Annotated in this window: 13 protein-coding genes; 12 read left to right on the top strand and 1 reads right to left on the bottom strand. The window is 57.7% G+C overall.

Annotation, left to right across the window (positions count from 1 at the left end):
• Positions 1–98: 98 nt before the first annotated feature.
• From G494_RS25895 to G494_RS0120365, 12 genes are all read left to right on the top strand, one after another.
• Positions 99–2,420 (top strand): PAS domain-containing sensor histidine kinase, encoded by a 2,322-nt coding sequence (locus G494_RS25895; protein WP_051305924.1) that lies wholly within the window; start codon positions 99–101, stop codon positions 2,418–2,420.
• Positions 2,417–2,779: a response regulator gene (locus G494_RS24765; protein WP_035247754.1), complete on the top strand. Its 363-nt coding sequence runs from the start codon at positions 2,417–2,419 to the stop codon at positions 2,777–2,779. The genes G494_RS25895 and G494_RS24765 overlap by 4 nt, the downstream gene beginning before the upstream one ends.
• Positions 2,780–3,087: 308 nt before the next feature.
• Complete coding sequence (locus tag G494_RS25890) at positions 3,088–5,148, top strand: PAS domain S-box protein (RefSeq protein ID WP_051305923.1); 2,061 nt, start codon at positions 3,088–3,090, stop codon at positions 5,146–5,148.
• Positions 5,126–5,881, top strand: a complete 756-nt coding sequence (locus G494_RS0120410) for a PAS domain-containing protein (protein WP_084457166.1) — start codon at positions 5,126–5,128, stop codon at positions 5,879–5,881. Before G494_RS25890 ends, G494_RS0120410 begins: the two co-directional genes overlap by 23 nt.
• Before the next feature lie 29 nt (positions 5,882–5,910).
• Entirely contained in the window at positions 5,911–7,707 is a 1,797-nt protein-coding gene (locus tag G494_RS0120405; RefSeq protein WP_028585999.1) for a sigma-54 dependent transcriptional regulator, read from the top strand.
• A gap of 476 nt (positions 7,708–8,183) precedes the next feature.
• Positions 8,184–10,016 carry an ATP-dependent zinc metalloprotease FtsH gene (gene ftsH, locus G494_RS0120395; RefSeq protein WP_028585998.1) on the top strand — a complete coding sequence of 611 codons (1,833 nt, stop codon included), beginning with the start codon at positions 8,184–8,186 and terminating at the stop codon, positions 10,014–10,016.
• A gap of 32 nt (positions 10,017–10,048) precedes the next feature.
• Positions 10,049–10,579, top strand: a complete 531-nt coding sequence (locus G494_RS0120390; protein WP_028585997.1) for a cytochrome c3 family protein — start codon at positions 10,049–10,051, stop codon at positions 10,577–10,579.
• A 42-nt stretch (positions 10,580–10,621) separates the two neighbouring features.
• Positions 10,622–11,563: a 4Fe-4S dicluster domain-containing protein gene (locus G494_RS0120385; RefSeq protein WP_035247752.1), complete on the top strand. Its 942-nt coding sequence runs from the start codon at positions 10,622–10,624 to the stop codon at positions 11,561–11,563.
• Positions 11,560–12,813 (top strand): polysulfide reductase NrfD family protein, encoded by a 1,254-nt coding sequence (locus G494_RS0120380; protein WP_028585995.1) that lies wholly within the window; start codon positions 11,560–11,562, stop codon positions 12,811–12,813. Before G494_RS0120385 ends, G494_RS0120380 begins: the two co-directional genes overlap by 4 nt.
• Before the next feature lie 63 nt (positions 12,814–12,876).
• The gene (locus G494_RS0120375; RefSeq protein ID WP_028585994.1) at positions 12,877–14,841 is read left to right on the top strand and encodes a hypothetical protein; all 1,965 of its coding nucleotides are present in this window, start codon (positions 12,877–12,879) and stop codon (positions 14,839–14,841) included.
• 507 nt (positions 14,842–15,348) lie between these two features.
• Complete coding sequence (locus tag G494_RS0120370) at positions 15,349–15,543, top strand: hypothetical protein (RefSeq protein ID WP_028585993.1); 195 nt, start codon at positions 15,349–15,351, stop codon at positions 15,541–15,543.
• Between the two features lie 47 nt (positions 15,544–15,590).
• The gene (locus G494_RS0120365; protein ID WP_028585992.1) at positions 15,591–15,893 is read left to right on the top strand and encodes a hypothetical protein; all 303 of its coding nucleotides are present in this window, start codon (positions 15,591–15,593) and stop codon (positions 15,891–15,893) included.
• A 51-nt stretch (positions 15,894–15,944) separates the two neighbouring features.
• Here G494_RS0120365 and G494_RS28010 read toward each other — a convergent pair whose 3' ends face one another.
• On the bottom strand, positions 15,945–18,881 hold the full coding sequence (locus G494_RS28010) for an HD domain-containing phosphohydrolase (protein ID WP_035247749.1): 2,937 nt from the start codon (positions 18,879–18,881) through the stop codon (positions 15,945–15,947).
• Between the last annotated feature and the right edge of the window lie 184 nt (positions 18,882–19,065).

Genomic DNA, 19,065 nt, shown 5'->3' with positions numbered 1-19,065 from the left:
AATTTCGCCCCAGGGGCATGTCGACTGAGCGGAAACCGCATTGTTTTCTGCTGCCCTTTGCGCTCGCTCCCGCTGCTTGCCCACCGGAATGGTAACCAATGAACAACACGGACAAGGCTTCTCAGCCAGACCTCACCCTCTCAGCCGGAGCCCCGGAAGAGCACCTCTCCGGACCGGCCAGTGCCCCACCCCGCTTCCTCTCTTTTCGCAGCATTCCGCTGAAAATATGTCTGGCCACCCTCCTGTTTGAAAGTGTTTTTCTGCTTCTGCTCGGCATCTACTTTATAGGTGCCTTTAACCGGGAAATTGACCAGGCTGTGGAAAACAAACTGGCGCAACTGAGCATCCTGATGTCGCAACAGGCCCTGAACTACCACAAGGTTGGTGACCTGAAGCTCATGGGCCAGCTGATCCGGGAAGAGGTAACCGAGGCCTTTATCATCAACCCTGACGGCACGGTCCTGTTTACCGCCAATCCGGATAAGCAGGGGAAATCCTATCGCAGCCTGCTCCGTTCCCAGGAGTTAAGCCTGCCTTTTCAGGCATTCAACACCTTCAAGCTGATCCGCTATCAGGACCGGAACAACAACCAGGTGATCGCCAGCCTCGCCCCCCTGACCCTGGAGGATCTCTTTTTCGGCAACCTCTTTATCCGGATCTCCGCCAACCATATCCAGGAAAAAAAGAGCGCGCTCCTCCTGCTCTTTCTGGCCGGCAGCATCATCGTTCTGGCCCTGACCCTCCTTGCCGAGGCAATCTTTATCCACCAGCTGTTCATCCCGCGGATCAAAAAGGCCTCCCTGGCCCTGGCAGAGATCGAACGGAACAGGGCCTTGGGAAACCGAGCCATTCCCACCGGACCCATGGATCAGATCGGGGCCTTTCTCCGCCGGGTCAACACCATGCTTAGCGCCATTGCCGATGCGAATCAGGACCTCAAGAAGCTCAACACCGCCGGTGAACAGCTCGCAGCCACCGTTGATAAAGATCAACTCTATAACACCGCCACAACCATCATCTGCCGTTTCTTTAGGGTCCAACAGGGGGAACTCGACCAGCTGTTTGAAGGGGAACTCGACAAGGTCTCTGCTCAATTTCCAGAGAAAGGCACCATCTCCTCCAATCAGGAAAACACCGGCCTCTACCTTTCCCTGCCCAACCCCAACAACAATGAGGAGATACTCTGGATTAAATTTTCCCGTGAAGACGGAGCCCCGATCGAGGGGGCCGACAACGCGCTCTACCTGGACCATCTCTCCAGTATCCTGAAGAGTGCCATCCGCCGAATCAACGCCTTTGAAAAAATCGCCCTTGCCGAAGAACGGTACCGGGAACTGTTCAGCTCTGCGGTGGAAGGAATCTTCCGAACCACCCCCAGCGGCCGTTTCGAAGTGGTCAACCCTGCCCTGGCGACCATGAGCGGCTATGACTCAGCAGAAGAGATGATCAGCAGCATCGGCAACATTGCCAGCCAGTACTACGCCAAAAGCGCTGACCGTAACGAGGTCTTTAACCTGCTCCTGAAAAAAGAAAAAATCGTTGATAGGGAGACCTTTTTCCGCCGTAAAGACGGCTCTGTTTTTCCTGCTGCGGTCTCCTGCCATTACGTCAAAAACAGCCAGGGAGGGATCGTTGCCGTTGAAGGAAGAATCATCAACATTGAAGAGCGGAAACTCCGGGAAAAAGAAGAACAGAACCGAAAAGCCGCGGAGGCGGTGAGTCGCGCCCAGCTACAGATGGTTGCCCAACTGGAACAGAACGAGCAGAACCTCCAAAAATCCCTGCAGGAGAAAGAGATCCTTTTGCGGGAGATCTACCATCGAACCAAGAACAACATGCTGGTCATCATCTCGATGCTCAAGCTGCAACTCAAAGGAGTCAACGATGAGAACACCCTGCAGATATTCAAAGAAACTGAAAACCGGATTCGAGCCATGTCCCTGGTCCACGAAAAACTCTATCAATCCGAAAGCCTGGTGGCCATTGACCTGGCCGGATACCTGACGGAGATGAGCACGGCCCTGGTCAGGTCGATGTGCATCGATCAACGGATCAAGGTCGTCTGCGAGACCGTACCCGTACCCATCTCCATAGACCATGCCGTCCCTTTGGGGCTGGCGGTCAACGAAATTGTCACCAACTCCCTGAAACACGGATTTCCAGAAAACGGTTCCGGAAAAATCACGCTTCAGCTTTCCATCTCTGCCAACAACATGATACAGTTACGAATACAAGACGACGGCATCGGGCTGCCGGAAAATTTTTCCCTGGAAGAGAGCTCCTCTTTTGGCTTAAAGATTACCCGTAACCTGATCAGCAAACAACTTGGCGGCACCATTACCACCAAGAACAACAGGGGTGCTGAGACCAGAATCTCTTTTCGAGAACCAGAGCGACCACCGCGAATACCCATATCATGAAAAAAACAATCCTGATCGTCGAAGATGAAATCTTAATCGGCATGATGCTCTCGGAAAACATGGAAGATTTCGGCTACACGCCGCTGGAGGTCGCAACCACTGCCGAAGAGGCCCTGGCGGCCGTCCGGGCGAGCCCCCCTGACGCCATCCTGATGGACATCAGCCTCTCCGGGTCCATCGATGGTATCGAAGCTGCGCTCCTGATCAAACAACACGCCGATATCCCTGTCATCTTTTTCACCGGCTACCAGGATCCTCAACTCCTGCAACGTGCAGGAGCCACCCAGCCGGTGGCCATCCTCGACAAACTGGGCCCAGCAGAGGCCATTGAAGAGGTGCTCAACAACCTCTTTTCCTGATCTCCACCTAACCCTTCTCTGCCAAGGCTCCCCCCTGGGAGGCGGAGAAGAACCTGACCCGGCTGCACCTGCAGTGGAGTCACCAGGGCCGCTTCCATCCTTCCCGGACCCGTGCCCCCTGCAGCAGCCCCAAGCAAAGCAGGCACAGCTTGCCTGCTTTTATTTTTCTGCTGGTCTGGTTGCTGCAACGAGGAGATTGAGATCACATTTGTGTGTTATAATGCAGCACAAGTGTTGCATAAAGTGTTGCCTGCCACACTTTATGCAACACTTGTGCTGCCCCGATGCCTCCGCAACCACAACAGCATATGACCCTGGAACAACAACGCATCCAGCTCCTGGAGCACCGCTGCACCCTGCTCCGCTCCATCTCTGAATACAAGCTGGAACATTCGGCGAACAAAGGGGAAGAGGCCATCCTCAAACAGTGCCTCGCCACCCTCATCCAGGATCGGGAATACTGTTGCCTCTGGGTAGCCAGGCGCGACAGCAAGAATTCGCAGCTCTCTGCCGACCACGCTGCCAGCAGAGGCGATCTCAGCGAGGAGGAGAGCCTCGCCCTGATCAGAGAGAGCCTGGGCCTTGACCAGGAAAGCAACAACGCACTCCAGGCCCTGAACAACGGCAAGCCGGTGATCACCAACCAGCTGACCGCCTCTGCTGCCCCGAAGTCCCTTGCTCCCCTCATCGAGAAGACCGGCACCAGAAGTTCGATCTCCTGGCCCCTGCTCTACAGCAGCCACGAATACGGAGTCCTCACCATCCACTCCACCAACCCCCAGGGCTTCCAGGGCCCGGAACTGGATTTTATCGCCAACGTGATCGCAGACATCTCCCTGGCACTGCACGTTGATCAGACCAGCCAGCGTCTCCGCACTGAACGCGATTTCAACTCCGAGATCATCGACACGGTCCAGGCCCTGCTGGTCTCCCTCTCTCCCTGCGGCAACATCCTCACCTTTAACCAGAGAGCCCAGGAAATCAGCGGCTACAGCGAGCAGGAGGTCAAGGGGAAATACTGGGTTGACGTGCTCATCGCCCCTGAAATACGGATCAAGAAGCAGGCTGAATTTTCAGGACTTCTCCAGAAAAACGGCCCGGACATGAATTTCCAGACAGCGCTGCAGACCAAAAGAGGCCGAAACCGGATCATCAACTGGCATGGTTCCTTTCAGCCCCAGTTCAGCCAGGGCAAGATCGGCCTGGTCCTCTTTGGCATTGATGTCACCAGCAGTATGAAGGCAGACCAGGAACGGGCCAATGCCCTGGCCAAATGGAACAACATCTTCAGCGCCATGCAGGACCCGGCCCTGGTGGTGGCAGAAGACGGTCTCATCCTCGACATCAATCCGGCAACCGCTGTCTCCGCCAAGAAATCCCGCTCCGAGATCATCGGCAGAGGGGTCTGCGAGATCCTCCACGGCGGCAGGTCACCCGGCGCAACCTGCCCCCTGGAGACCATTCTCAAGGATAAAACCAAGCGGGTCTTTGAGACCGAACTGCGCGGACTGCAGGGTAACTACATGATGACCATCAGCCCCCTGAAGAAATACAGGGGAAAATCCGGAGTCACCCTGCTGATGGCCCGGGATCTGACCGAAGAGCAGCTGATGAAGGCTGAGGCCCTGCGGGCTGCCCAACTGGCCTCGGTAGGTGAACTCGCCGCCGGAGTTGCCCATGAAATCAACAACCCCATCAACGGCATCATCAACTATGCCCAGATCCTCAAGGACACCCTTTCGGATCAGGAACCCCGCCGTTTCCTTGACCGCATCATTAAAGAGGGAAAACGGATCGCCGGCATCACCAAGAATCTCCTTGATTTTTCCAGAAAGCGGGAAGAGGCGCCTGAACCGGTGCAAGTCGTACAGCTGCTCCGCCACTGTATCGAACTGATCGACCACCAGTTCGCCCTGGACGGCATCAAGATCGAGCAGAACTATGAGCAGAAGCTGCCTGAAATCATCTGCAACCCCCAACAGATGCAACAGGTTTTCCTCAACATCTTCAGCAATGCCCGCTACGCCGTCAACCAACGTCACAGCAACGGAGAGGGCTCCGAAAAGAAACTCGCCATCACGGCCGGCCCGAGCTGGATCAAAGGCCGCGAGTACGTGAAGATTGGTATTACCGATAATGGCACCGGCATTGAACATGAAATCATAGACCGGGTCATGGACCCTTTTTTCTCTACCAAAACCAGCGGCGAGGGCACGGGACTGGGGTTGAGCATCAGCCAGAGCCTGGTCCGGGACAACAACGGCATCTTCCGCATTCAAAGCGTCCTGGGCCGTTACACCACCCTCTACATCAACCTCCCCACGGTACGCTCGGAGCGAGAATCCCATGTCGACTCAGTTAAAAATTAGCCTCCAGTTGGTCGCGGTCTTCTCCCTAGCCGCCCTGGCCCTCTTCCATATGGACCAACAACTCCTCCACAGCGGCATGATCGCCGGCGGCAAGCGCTTACCCTACGCCCTGCTCTCGGCATTGACCATGGGACTGCTCTTCATTGTAGTGTTTCTGCTCTTCAACGGCTACCGCCAATCCCAGGCTGCAGCGATCCACGCCGTTGAGCAGGAGCTGGAGTCGGCCAACGCCTCCCTGACCGTCACCACCCATGATCTGGAGGAACGGGTGGAACGACGGACCTTTGAGATATCGGTGGCCAACGCCTCCCTGAACCGGGAAATTGCCGAACGCATTCAGGCTGAAGCAGAAACAAAAAAAATAAAACACCAGATGGAACTTATCCTGGATTCGGCGGGAGAGGGTATCTTTGGCCTGGATGCCGAGGGCAACGTGACCTTTGTCAACAAGGCCGCCTCGATCATGCTGGGCTGGGCGCCGGCAGATCTCATCGGTAAATCCCACCACGACCTGGTCCACCACAGCCACACCAACGGCACACCCTATCCCGTTGACGAGTGCCCCATTCACCAGGCCTACCAGGACGGCAAGGTCCACTTCGGATCCGACGAGCTGTTCTGGACCAAGGACGGGGTCGGCTTTCCGGTGGAATACATCAGTACCCCCATCATCGAAAATAAAATTTTTACCGGCGCAGTGGTCGTCTTCCGAGACCTCACCACCTTCCGTTAACGCGCCCCTCCGGCTGCAAGGAGCCCACCATGCCCGACCAACAACCTGCCATCCTGGTCATTGACGACGAGGAAAGTCTTCGCGACACCTTTCAATTTTTTCTGCGTAACCAGGGCTACTCCCCGGTGATCACCGCAGCCTCCTACACCGAGGCAATCGAGGCCATCAATAGCCAGCGCTTTGACCTGATCATCAGCGATATCGTCCTGGGAGGCAGCTCCGGAATCGACTTCCTCCGCTCTATCCGGGAAAAGGGCCTTGACTGCCCGGTGGTCATGATCACCGGTTACCCCAATGTCGAGACCGCCGCCGAGGCGGTCCGCCTGGGCGCCTTTGACTACATCCCGAAACCCGTTGAAAAGGAAACCTTACTCAAGACCGCCAGGCTGGCCCTCCACCAGCAGCACCTGGAGCAGGCCCGCAAGACGGCGGAACAGGAAAAAGAACACTACCGGATTTTTTTAGAGACCGTGTTCAAGAGCGTCACCGACAGCATCGTCACCGTGGATGCCAACCTCCAGATCATGGATATGAACCCTGCTGCCAGGCTGCTGTTCAACGAGCTCCACCCCGAGCAGATGGATAACTTCACCCTGGCCGCCCTCTGTGCAAGGGAGGAGTACACTGCCCTGAAAAACGACCTGCTCCAGGTCTTAAAGAGCGGGGTAGAGATCACCCAACATCGCCTGGAATGTACCACCTCCGCCAACCAGAGCAAGGTACTCTCGGTCTGCACCTCTCCTCTGCACGGAACCGCAGGCAGCCCTGATGGTGCCGTGCTGGTCATCCGGGACATGACCAACCCCGGCCTCCAGGCCATGGGCAAACGCCGTTTTTTCCATGGATTCATCGGCGAAAGCGAAGTGATGCAGGCAGCCTACACCATGATCGAAAATGTGGGCAAGGTGGATATCACCACCCTGATCACCGGTGAATCCGGCACAGGCAAGGAACTCACCGCCGAAGCCCTCCACCTGGAGAGTCACCGCAAGAACAGACCACTGGTCAAGGTGGACTGTACGGCAATCCCGGAGAACCTCCTGGAGAGCGAACTCTTCGGCCACCGCAAAGGCTCGTTCACCGGAGCCGACCGCGACCGGATGGGCCGCATCCTCCAGGCCGACGGCGGCACCCTCTTTCTAGACGAGATCGGCGACATCTCCTCCATGATGCAGCTTCGCCTGCTCCGCTTTCTCCAGGAGTCCACCTTTTACCCGGTGGGCCAGGATACGCCGATCAAGGTCGATGTGCGGGTCATCACCGCCACCAACGTGGATCTCAAGGAAAAGGTGCGATCCGGGGAATTCAGGGAAGACCTCTACTTCCGGCTACGGGTCATCGAAGTCATGCTGCCCCCCTTAAGGGAACGGGGACGGGATATCATCCTCCTGGCTCGACATTTCATCGAAAAGATCGCCCAGAAGATAGGCAAGTCCATCAACGGCATCTCCGACCAGGCCATCCAGGAGATAATGCGCTACCCCTGGCCAGGCAATGTTCGTGAACTCCAACACGTGATGGAACGCGCCTGTGTCCTCTGTAACGGCCCCTCCATTTCAACCAGGGAACTCCCTGCCGAGGTGATCGACTTTACCCCGTACGCCCCCCAACCTTCAGCACCGCAGCCGGACCATGCCAACCATGCCATGGCCGTTCCTGCCCCCCCACCAACAGCCCCCCTGTCCATGGAGGAACGAATCCTGGACACCCTCAGAAAAACCGGAGGCAACAAGGCCAAGGCCGCACGCCTGCTGCAGATTGACCGGACAACCCTGTACCGTAAAATCAAAGAGTTCAACCTGGACCTCTCCCAACTGGAGGCCTGAACCATTGCAACACTTCTGATCCCACACAAGTGTTGCAATGGCACACTTGTGTGGGATCAGGTGTCAATCCTCCCCCCCCCCGCCCCTGCCACCTGAAAAATCCCGAAAAAACAAAGTACTAGAAGACACGACCTCCCGCCGACGCACGCTTCTCTCCAGCAGGGGCTCGCAAAAGCCCTGGTATCGCCATCGATAAAACCTTATGATTTCAAATGGTTAAAAAAAATACCACAACTTTCCCCTGATGGCACTGCCTGTGCAACAGCCCAGGCAAGCCGAACACACCATCATTGAGCCGCTTTCCAGGGATCATCACCTCGAGCCGAGCAGACCTTTATCATGCAGATTCTCCATCCAGAGCCGACAGCAAAGCAGCCTTCTTCTGCATTTCGCTCAGGTGTTCCGGGACAGGTCCCCCCCTCCACATCAGGCCCCCTCGGCCAGCCCCATGGCTGCTCTCCCCCTGGCAGGACAGCATGAAAAATCAGATCCAACTCGGCCTGCTGATCATCACCCTGGCCGCTTTCCTCCTCCTTGGCTACAACGTCTATCTCCGGGAAACGACCCCCCCGACCCAGAGCTACTCCACCTTCCTGCTGGAACTCCGCCAGGGCAACATCGCCAAGGTCCACCTACGCGGTGCCGAGATCACCGGCACAGACCGGATCGGCCGCGCCTTCAGCTCCTACAGTCCTGACCTGGGCGGCCTCTTGCCCCTGCTCCAGGAACAAGAGGTGGAGATCAGCGCAGAACCTGCCGCAGAAACGGGCACAATCACCTTCTTCAAGGTACTGCTGCCGATCTCCATCCTCTATGCTCTCTGGTTGATCTTTCATCGCCGTAAACTGGGGCAGAGATCCGGCCTCGGCCTGGGGGAACGATCCCGCTTTACCCCGGTGCACAGCCAGCGGGTAACCTTTGCCGATGTGGCCGGCATCGCCGAGGCCAAGGTAGAACTCCAGGAGATCATCGAGTTCCTCAAGCTACCGGAAAAATACTCCAAACTCGGGGCAAAGCTCCCCAAGGGGGTGCTGCTCCAGGGCCCTCCCGGTACAGGCAAGACCCTGCTGGCCAAGGCCATTGCCGGCGAGGCTTCGGTCTCCTTCTTCTCCCTGGGCGGCTCAGACTTTGTGGAGATGTTTGTCGGGGTCGGGGCCTCCCGGGTACGGGAACTCTTTGCAGAGGCCAAGAAAAGCGCGCCCTGCATCATCTTTATCGATGAGATTGACGCCATTGGCGGCAAGAGAAGCGGCAACGCCTCCAGCGGCGCCAGTGATGAACGGGAGCAGACCCTCAACGCCCTGCTGGTGGAGATGGATGGCTTCAGCTCCGATGAGGTGGTCATCGTGGTGGCCGCCACCAACCGGCCCGATGTCCTGGATCCGGCCCTGCTCAGACCGGGCCGCTTTGACCGCCAAATCACCATCGGCCTGCCTGACCTGAAGGGACGCAGCAAGATCCTCCAGGTCCATGCCCAGAATGTTGCCGTGGATCCGGAAACCGACCTGACCACCATTGCCCGTTCCATCCCGGGATTCAGTGGTGCCGACATCGCCAACCTGGTCAACGAGGCCGCCCTGATGGCCGGCAGACACAACAAGGCCTCCATCGAGATGGATGACTTTGAAGAGGCCAAAGACAAGATTATCATGGGGATTGCCCGCAAATCCATCGTAGTCAGCGAGCAGGACCGCAGGATCACCGCCTACCACGAGGCCGGTCATGCCATAGTCGGCCTGATGCTGGATGAAACCGATCCTCTCCACAAGATCACCATCATTCCCAGGGGCAGGGCCATGGGCGTCACCCAGCAGCTGCCCCTGGACGACCGGCACACCTACTCTCAGACCTACCTCCTCAACCGGATCAAGACCCTTCTGGGCGGCCGGGCCGCCGAATCACTGGTCTTTAATCGCCTGACCACCGGTGCCAGCAACGACATCAACATCGCCACCGATATTGCCAGCCGGATCGTCTGCGAGTGGGGGATGAGCGAAGCCATCGGCCCGGTGGCCTTTCGCCATGAGCAGGAAGGATTCCTCCAGGAGGGCGGCCAGTTCAAACCCTACAGCGAGATGACAGCCCAACGGCTTGACCAGGAAGTCAACCGGATCCTCCACGACTGTTACGAGACCACCTATGAGTTGCTGAACCAACACAATAAGTTTCTTCATAAATTTGCCGAAGTCCTCCTGCTCAACGAGACCATGGACGCCGAAGAGGCGGACATCGTCTTTCGCAGTTATCTGCGGGAGCAGGAGATGGAACGGAGACTATGCGGGATAAGGAGTGAACACCCAACTCCTTGAATATATCACTTTAACAAGCTGGAGGAATTCCAATGCGCTGTACATTCATGGCAGCTCTATCCATCATGGCCCTGATGGCTATTGGTGCCCTGTACCCCAATCAAACCTTTGCCCTGGATGCCGATGATGCCCCGGAAAGCGTGGAGATCGAGTCGCTTGCGGAGCTGTACCAACCGGTTTCCTTTGACCATGCCCTCCATGTCGAGATGGCGGATTGTGTCGAATGCCACCATCACACCACCGGTCAGCAACCTGTCGACCCCAACTGCCTGCGCTGCCACGCCCAGTCGACAGAGACAGAGAGTATCTCCTGTGAAGCATGTCACTCGGCCAAGCGTTTTTACCCGGAAGACTTGAAAGAGCGCAATCAGCCGGAGTTGTATCACATCGACAAACCTGGCCTGAAAGGCGCCTATCACCTGAACTGTCTGGGATGCCATCAACAACAGGGAGGCCCAACCGGTTGTCAGGATTGCCACGCACTGACAAAACGAGGTGAACAGCTGTTCAAAGTCTCCATTGTCCCAGCGGAGAACGAGTCCGGCCATGACACCCACCAATAAGAACAGGCAAGACCCTGAAAATAACAACCGTGGTGACATTCAATGAAAATCAAGAAATTACTTAATCGCAGGACCTTCCTCAAAGGGAGTCTCGCCGGTTCTGCTGCTGCCGTTTCCCTGAGCCGGAGCCCGGAGGCCAAGGCGGCCACCTTTGAAGGCTACCCTGATTCCATGGGCGTGCTGGTCGATCTTTCCCGCTGCGTCGGCTGCCGAAGCTGTGAAGCCGCCTGTAACGAAGAACAACAGCTGCCGCTCCCGGAAAAGCCCTTTAACGACTTTTCGGTCTTTGACGAACTGCATCATGGCCAGAAACGGCGCACCGATGAGACCCGTTACACCGTGGTCAACAGGTACGAGGTTCCCGGCCTGGACCACCCGCTCTTTCACAAGGTCCAGTGCAACCATTGCCAGGAGCCCGCCTGCCTGACCTCCTGCTTTGTCAACGCCTACACCAAGACCCCCGAGGGCGCAGTTATCTATGACCCCAAGGTCTGCGTCGGCTGCCGAACCTGTATGGTGGCCTGCCCATTCTACATCCCCACCTTCAGGTACTCCAGCGCCTTTCAGCCGCGGATCATGAAGTGTATCTTCTGTTACGATACCCGCCTGAAAGAGGGCAAGCCGCCGGCATGTGTCGAGGCCTGTCCCCAGGAGGCCCTGACCTTCGGCCGTCGCCAGGAGATGATCCGGGTCGGCCGCCAGCGGATTCGCGAGAACCAGGGCCGCTACGTGGATCACATCTATGGCGAGCACGAAGCCGGCGGCACGGCCTGGATGTACCTCTCACCGGTGGAGTTTGAAGAGGCCGGTTTCGACACCTCGGTTCCCAAGGAACCGATCCTTAACTATGTCAAAGATTTTCTGTCTATTGTTCCCATGGTTCTGACCATCTGGCCCGCCCTATTTGCAGGTATTCATCTGCTGGCAACACGGAAAGACGGCATAAAAAAACAGCAGCAAACAGAGGGGGAAGCTGAAAAATGAAATCCATCGCTACTACTTCCCAGGAGATACCCATCGACGATCATGCGCGCGTTGACGGCTCTTCCTGGGCACTGAAAGACAAACTCTGGTTAGGCCTGAGTCGTGAAGAGTATAAGGCCATGATTGTCCGCAATCCCGTCAACTGGGCGCTGTTTATCATCCTGGCCATTGGGATCCCCCTGACCATCATGCGTTACTTCGGCGGCCTGGATACGGTCACCAACGCCTCCAATGAGTACCCCTGGGGGCTCTTCCTGGGATTCGGCCTCTTTGGGATGGTGCCGCTCTCGGCCTCCGGCTTCCTCCTGGGCACCACGGTGGAGATCTTCGGGCGCAAGGATTTCGTACCCATCGAACGGCTGGCCCTGCTCAACGGCCTGTTGGGCTACTTCTTTGCCGTGATCTACCTGGAGGTTGACCTGGGCATGCCCTGGCGTCTCCCCTACCCCATGTTTGTCTCCCTGGGACCGGCAGCGGTGCTCTTCCTGGTGGCCTGGCATGTGGCCACCTATCTCTCGGTGCAGGTCGCCGAGATCCTGCCCGCCCTCTTTGAGTGGATCGGCTGGCTCAAGGGAAAGCGCTGGATCAAGTCCATCACCATTGGCCTGACTATTGCCGGGATCATTCTCTCCACCCTCCACCAGGGAGCCCTGGGTGCCCTCTTCACCTATGCACCCACCAAGATCCATCCCCTCTGGATCTCGACCAACTTTATATGGATCCACTTCTTCTGCTCCGCCATCTTTGCCGGGCTCTCCATGGTGATCATTGTCAGCACCATGTGTAAAAATTTCATGACCTGGCGCTGTGACGACCGTTTTCTGAGCAACCTGGACCGGATCACCATCGGCCTGGGCAAGGGTTGTGCCTATGCAATGATCACCTACCTGGTGATCAAAGTGGTGGCCATCGCCCACGACAACGAATGGATCTACCTGTTGACCGGCTGGGGTCAATACTACCTGGCTGAGCTGGGCCTGGGCGTGGTTCTGCCCCTGCTGCTCTTCTCCTTTGGGGTGAAGAACCAGAAGGCCGGGATCATCCGTCTGGCCGCCTTCATCGCTGTGGCAGGCATTGTCTGGAACCGGCTGAACACGGCCCTGATCTGCTTCAACTGGAAGCTCTACCAGGAGATCCCCCGCTGGCAGGAGGTCTGGATAACCCTCACCGTCTTTGCCATCTACTTCATGGTCTACCGCTTCATCCTCTATCGACTGCCCATTCTCTATGAATGGAAAGGCGATAAATAAAGCTCTGGACGGGGAAGGATCGCTGTGGCGATTCTTCCCCCTCATCCCTAACCGGAGGTTACTGTGGAGGGCCGCGCCAGCCAGCATTCGCTCACTCAACTCATCTCATCCCTGCCCCTGAAACGTTTCTTTCCGGCGGTAACAGGCTGTATCTTTATCCTCTTCATGGTCGTCCTGGCCTTGGGCGCACGCCAGTACCTGCTCTACCAACAGTGCAGCCAGGCCGTAGAGGCCAGCGACCGCCTCCTCTTCAACTACACGGCCCTGCAAAAATATATCAGTGAGTCCCTGGTCAGCGATACCCAGATGAACCTCAGCCGGCTCAGGGACGAGCTCAACACCCTCAACACCAGCACCAACAGCCTGCGCAAGTCAATCCTGATCAAGGACGCCCTCAAGAGTTCCCTGGTTTCCCGCAACGAGCTGGTCACCCTACTCACCGATCTGCAGAAGCTGGAGGATCAGAAAACGCGCCCACTCCAGAGCCAACTTGCCCTGATCAAAAAGCTGAATACCGTCTCCCAGAGGCTTCAGGACTTCCGTCTCTCCCTCAGCGACCATACCCAGGCCATTCTCCAGGGTTTGCATTCCTTTATCATCGGCATCCTGGCCCTGCTGTTCGTGATCAGCTGCAGCCTCCTCTTTACGATTAATCGCTCCCTGGGCCGTCCATTGACCCGCCTCTGCAGCCTGTTTCAACAGGCCAGATACGGACCGGACCAGAGCCCGACTTCAGCCAAGGCCATCTCCATGGACCGCCTGGTCGTGCAGATCAGGGGACTCCTTGCCGAGCACGACCGGGCGATCGACCTCTTTGCCACCCTGCAGGCCGTCCTGGAACTCGCCGACCACTGTGCCGGGCCGGAGCAATACCAGCAAGAGCTCTGTAACATCCTGACAGCCAACCCTGACTTCTGCTACTGTTGGCTGGCTGAAGCGGATGGACAGGGCCAGCTGCGCCCCTGCTATGGAAGTTGCGGCTCCAGGGGAGATGAGCTGGCGCCTCTGCGCCGCCTGCTGCAGCGCGACCAGCAGCGCGAGGCCATCTGCGCCCCGGCCCTGCAATGTCTGGCAAGCAAGAGCATGGTGCAGCAGGACTTTGACCTTTCCCTGCTCCCTGCAGAGCTGGAGTGCATCCCGGGCAACCAGCCGAGTTCCGGCTCCTGTCTCGCCATCCCCCTCCGGCTGGGGGGGCTGGTCCAAAAAATCGTCCTGCTCTACAGCCCGTTGGAACAAGGGTTCTCCCCCCAATACCTGGACACACTCGGCGTCGCCCTGAACCAGGCCCAGCGACAGCTGCCACAGCCCGGAAATTCTCCAGCGAACCACTCCCCTGCCCCAGGCACGAGTGAGCGGCTGGATACCGAGCACTATCTCTACTCCATTGCCGGAGCGCTCAGTTCAGAGGCAGCCAGCACCATCACCAACCTGGTGAACGGAACCATCAACTATACCCAGCAGCTGATCGACCTTTCAGACAATCGAGATGGCCAGGCAGAGGTTGACAAGGTCCTTGGCAACCTGCTCAGAGAAGAACAGAGGATCGCCTCCCTGGCCCGGAGCATGGTGGTGCTCAGCAAACAGACAGAGCCGCCCCAGCTGCAAGCCATCCAGGCCGACGCCTTTTTCCAGGGACTGCGCAGCCTGCTGGAAAAGCCGCTCCAGGCCCAGGCCATCAGCCTGCAACTCAGCCACAGAGACAATCCGACCCTGCCCATGCCCCCAGGCATCCTCCGCCTGGTCTGCCTCACCCTTGTCCAGTTGGCCCGGCTCTGCTGCACGGCTCAGACCACCACGACACAGAAGTGTATCAGCCTCTGTTGTCTTTCCAATCCAGAGATCCCCTGCATCGATATCCTCCATACCAACTCGGCAGACCAATGGAGCCCGGCCAGGCCGGAACCTTCTCCGGCCTGGCCCTCCCTTGAGCAGTGCACACTACTGATGCAGCAGCACGGCGGCGACCTCATCCACGAACAGCCGCCCCATGGCCCTGCTCGCCTGACCCTGCGTCTTCCCCTCCCATAACCACACCCTGGCCAGATAAACCTAGCCGGGGATGACTCCAGCCGTCCCGATCCGGTCGGCAGGAGGACAGCTTGAAGGGGGAGATCTTTCGCTCAAGGCCAAGACAGGGGGAACAATCCACCTTATCTATCCAACTGATATTCAAGGGATATAACTGTATCCATTGACCGAGACCAAAAGAAGAATCTCTTCAAACACCTCTGCCGCCATCCCCGATCCTCCTGCCTTGGCAAAGCCCGATACCGAACCTGCAACACTTCTGCGCTACACCGACTTCAATCCCACACATTGCAACACATCTGCGGGCAACAGTGTTGCAAGCCACAGTAATGTGGCAGGAGCATAAATCCCTCCAGGTTGGCAGCAGCCTGGAAAAATCACCTCTAAAAACAAAGACTTAAAAGAAAAGCCGCCTTTTATCCGTCCCGAAAACATTCTGGCACCACAGATGCAATTACAAAGGCAAACAGAGCACACCACTACAGTTGACCAGGAAAGGAGGAGACCATGACCACTCAAGTATTGAAAAAAGAAACGACCAACACAGACATCTCCCAGGAAACTTCAAAGTTCTCCTTAATCGCCATCATAACCATGGCCTCTTTGGTCAGCATCTGGTCATTCGTCTGCCTGGCAGCAGGCCTGGCCAACAGCGGCGCCGGCAACATGATCAAGGGATACATCACAACAATTTTCGGATAATAGAGAAAAAGTACCAACATACAACAGTACGAACAGGAGAAGATTCAATGAACGCTCAGGCAAACAAAAAAGTCACCACCGGCATCATCCTTACCCTCAGCGCCATGGTCCTGATCTGGGTCACTGCAGCCTTTATCGGCGCCCTGAATCAGGTCGACTGGCAGGTCGGGGAGTTAATGCGTCAATACATGGTCGCCACAGGGATGATGAATCCCATCCATACCCTGGTGGACTACTACTCCCATATCAAGGGCATCGAATACCTGATCTGCGTGGCCTTCTTTGTAGCCTTCCCGGTATTTGTCAAATACATCAACCATGAGAAGAAGCCGGTTCCGGTCCAGCGATAAACGCTCCTCCGGCAGAGGGCCCTCCCCCCAAAGCGGTCCTCTGCCCCCTCTTCAGTCCCCCCCCCTCTGACAGTCCAGCTCAAAACCAGCCAACTGCTCAGGCAGAAGATACTCAAGGGCATACTCCAGACAGGCCCCACTGGAGACAAAGAGCGCAAACAGTTCTCCATCCAGATGGTGCTCCTGAACCATGACCTCCATGATGGCCAGGGCCTGGGCCAGGGTTTTCGCCTTCTTGTACGGTCGGTCCGAGGCGGTGAGGGCCTCGAAGACATCGGCAATGACCATCATCCTGGCAGGAAGCGAGAGCTCTGCCCCCTTCAAGCCCCGGGGATACCCGCTGCCGTCCATCTTCTCGTGATGGCCGCCGGCTATCTCGGGAACCGCCTGAAGGTGCCTGGGATAGGGCAGCTTGTCCAGCATGATGATGGTCTGGACGATATGATCGTTGATCTGATAGCGCTCCTCAGGACTCAAGGTGCCCCGCCGCACCGAGAGGTTATAAAGCTCTCCTCTATTATAGAGATACTTAGGGGTCTCCAGGCAAAAGCCATGCGCGCCTCCCTGCTCGGCTTGGGCGGAGCCGCTCCGCGGGATGAGATGCTCCTCCTTGTCAGCCAGGAGAAACTCGGTCACCGGCAGCTCTCCGCTGGAGACAGCCTGGAGCCGCTCCAGCTCTTCCCAGCCCAACCCCTGGCAATCATCGATGGTCCGTTGCCAGGTCCGGGCCCCGATCCGGGTCAAGCGCTCAAGATGCTCCGAGGAGAGCCACTCTCCCCCCAGGTTGCAGCGGGCCACAAAGGCAAACTCTTCATCCAGTCGTTGCCACTGCCGCTCCAGCTGCCTCTCCAGGAGCCCTTGCTCACCACCCTGGTACAGTTCCTGCCAGTAGGCCAGCTGGGCATCCCGTTTAAGAACCTCAAAGCGCATCCTGACCTCATGGATGCGATCATAGATGGTCTCCAGCTTGGTGGCCTTATCCACCACGTATTCAGGGGTGGTCACCTTACCGCAGTCGTGGAGCCAGGCAGCGATATGGAGGGCCTCCCACTGTTGCCCATCCAGACGAAAATCAGCAAAGCTCCCCTCCCGGCTCTCACAGGCCTTACGGGCCAGCATCTTTACCAGCACCGGCACCCGCTGGCAGTGGCCCCCGGTATAGGGGGACTTGGCATCGATGGCGCCGGCAAGCACCTGGATAAAGGATTCCAGCAGCTGCTTCTGCATCTTCAGCATCTTCCTGCTCTCCAGGGTCACGGCCGCAAAACCGGAGATAGCCTCTACAAAGGAGGAGTAGTCGACCGCCCCGGGTCCGACTGCGGCATGGGCCTGCTCATGGATCATGACCAGGACACCGACGGCTTCGCCTGAACGGTTATGCAGGGGGATAACAGAGAGGGTCAGGGCCTCATGACCAAGCAGTTGCAAGAGGTCGGCAAACCCTGCCCCGTCTCTGGCGGTAACCCTGATCTCCTCCATTGTACCGCTGAGCAGGGCACGCGCCAGGGGCGAGCCAGCGGCAACAGGGACCTCCCCGAGGCCGGCCACCTCCAGCCCCTGAAGCCGCCGACTCTTGACCACGGCCGGGGTCAGCCGATCAGTCGACTCATCCACCAGGTAGGCCACGGCTGCATCGGCACCACAGATCTGCATGGTTTCGGCGGTGACCGTGGCCAGGAGCGCATCAAAGTCCCCTTCACCGGCCAGGGAATCGATCAGCCGGGTAAACTGGCCGATGGTGGCCTGCATCATCCCCATGGCCCGGCTCAACTCCTGCACCTCCCGGATGGGAGTGCCATTGCTCACCGCGGTGGAAAAATCGAAACGACTGACCCGCTCCGCCGCCTCAACAAGCCCCTGCAGAGAGGTCGCAATCCTCCGGGCCAACAGCCAGGTCAGCACCACGGCTGCCAGGATCAGCACCAGGGCAATCAAGGCTGCCCTGAGCTGAATGGTCACCGCCTGTGCCAACAGCTCCCTTTTCGGAGAGAGCATCACCAAGAAATAGCCAGACTCTTTCAGAAGATTATCCAGCTCACGGACCGCCCCCAACCAGGACTCCCCTTTGTAGCGAAAATCGACCACCCCATCACGGAAGGGGACCGTTTCAGCCACGTAGGAGAGCACCCCGCTATCGAGCTCTCTGAGGCTGGAGAGTTGCGGCTCCTGCCCCTTGACCCGCCTGACCAGTCGGGAGCCATCGTGGTAGGCAACCACCTGCCCCTGTTCCGAGAGCAGTGCGAGTTCAGAGCGCCGGGTTATCCGGTGGCTGGCCAGGGTTTCTGAAAGCTGCATCAGGGTGACATCACCGGCCACCACGGCCCGGGAGAGCGGCGAACGCCGGGCTACGGTGAAGCCCAGCCGGCCGATGAAACGAAACAGATAGGGAGCAGTACCGATCACCCGGCTCTCGGCAATGGCCTGGGTGTACCAGGGGCGCAGCCTGGGGTCATAGCCGGTCTCTTCCGGGGCTGCCCTGCCGACCTCCTCCAAGCCTTCAGAGAACCAGAATCGACGCAGATAGCGCTTACCATCCGCCTCAAGCTCTACCTGATCCACCACCAAGGCGGCTCCCGGAGGCGCATCGAACCTGGAGCGCAGATAGTCGCGGCTCAAGGGACGGACGATGAAGTAGCCACCATCACCGTAGCCCACCTGCAGACCGGAGAGATGGGGGGCCTCCTGGAGGGCCGCCTGAAACATCGGCAAATAACGCAGGCGCTCCTCAAGGTCCACGGCATGGACGACCCCGGTGGCGCTCACCACGATCACCGCAGTGGCTACCGGTTTATAGCTCCCCAGGTAATCGAGGCTTAACTCCCGGCTGATCTGGGAGAACATCTCGTTGGCAGCGCTCACCAACAGCCGCGAGGTTGCCTGGTAGTTATACCAGGCCAGACCACTGCCAAAGAGCGTGATCAAGCCGACAAACAGCGAGGCGATCACCAAATGAAGGCGAACAGAGGCAGGCCGAGGAAACAGGCGCATAAAAACCATACCTTTTTTAGAACAGATTCTGGAAAAACAGCCTTTCTACATTGCCGAACAGTCATTGCTATTGTAGCATAGATACTACTAAAAATTTAAACATCGACTTTTTTTCCCACAATATCGATCCGCTGCAGAGGGGTTCATGACCCGGACCAGGGGCAAGGCCAGTGAGCCGGAAAAG

The sequence above is a fragment of the Desulfogranum mediterraneum DSM 13871 genome, from assembly GCF_000429965.1.
GTDB classification, from domain to species: Bacteria; Desulfobacterota; Desulfobulbia; order Desulfobulbales; family Desulfobulbaceae; genus Desulfogranum; species Desulfogranum mediterraneum.
The sequence above is the reverse complement of the archived record's forward strand: the minus strand, read 5'-3'. Positions and strand labels throughout refer to the sequence as shown.

Bases quoted from the DNA above. Each gene is read 5' to 3' on its own strand.
- G494_RS25895 (WP_051305924.1), top strand. From the start codon at position 99: ATGAACAACACGGACAAGGCTTCTCAGCCAGACCTCACCCTCTCAGCC.
- G494_RS0120410 (WP_084457166.1), top strand. From the start codon at position 5,126: ATGTCGACTCAGTTAAAAATTAGCCTCCAGTTGGTCGCGGTCTTCTCC.
- G494_RS0120405 (WP_028585999.1), top strand. From the start codon at position 5,911: ATGCCCGACCAACAACCTGCCATCCTGGTCATTGACGACGAGGAAAGT.
- G494_RS25890 (WP_051305923.1), top strand. From the start codon at position 3,088: ATGACCCTGGAACAACAACGCATCCAGCTCCTGGAGCACCGCTGCACC.
- G494_RS0120390 (WP_028585997.1), top strand. From the start codon at position 10,049: ATGCGCTGTACATTCATGGCAGCTCTATCCATCATGGCCCTGATGGCT.
- G494_RS28010 (WP_035247749.1), bottom strand. From the start codon at position 18,881: ATGCGCCTGTTTCCTCGGCCTGCCTCTGTTCGCCTTCATTTGGTGATC.
- G494_RS24765 (WP_035247754.1), top strand. From the start codon at position 2,417: ATGAAAAAAACAATCCTGATCGTCGAAGATGAAATCTTAATCGGCATG.
- G494_RS0120370 (WP_028585993.1), top strand. From the start codon at position 15,349: ATGACCACTCAAGTATTGAAAAAAGAAACGACCAACACAGACATCTCC.
- G494_RS0120380 (WP_028585995.1), top strand. From the start codon at position 11,560: ATGAAATCCATCGCTACTACTTCCCAGGAGATACCCATCGACGATCAT.
- ftsH (WP_028585998.1), top strand. From the start codon at position 8,184: ATGAAAAATCAGATCCAACTCGGCCTGCTGATCATCACCCTGGCCGCT.
- G494_RS0120365 (WP_028585992.1), top strand. From the start codon at position 15,591: ATGAACGCTCAGGCAAACAAAAAAGTCACCACCGGCATCATCCTTACC.
- G494_RS0120385 (WP_035247752.1), top strand. From the start codon at position 10,622: ATGAAAATCAAGAAATTACTTAATCGCAGGACCTTCCTCAAAGGGAGT.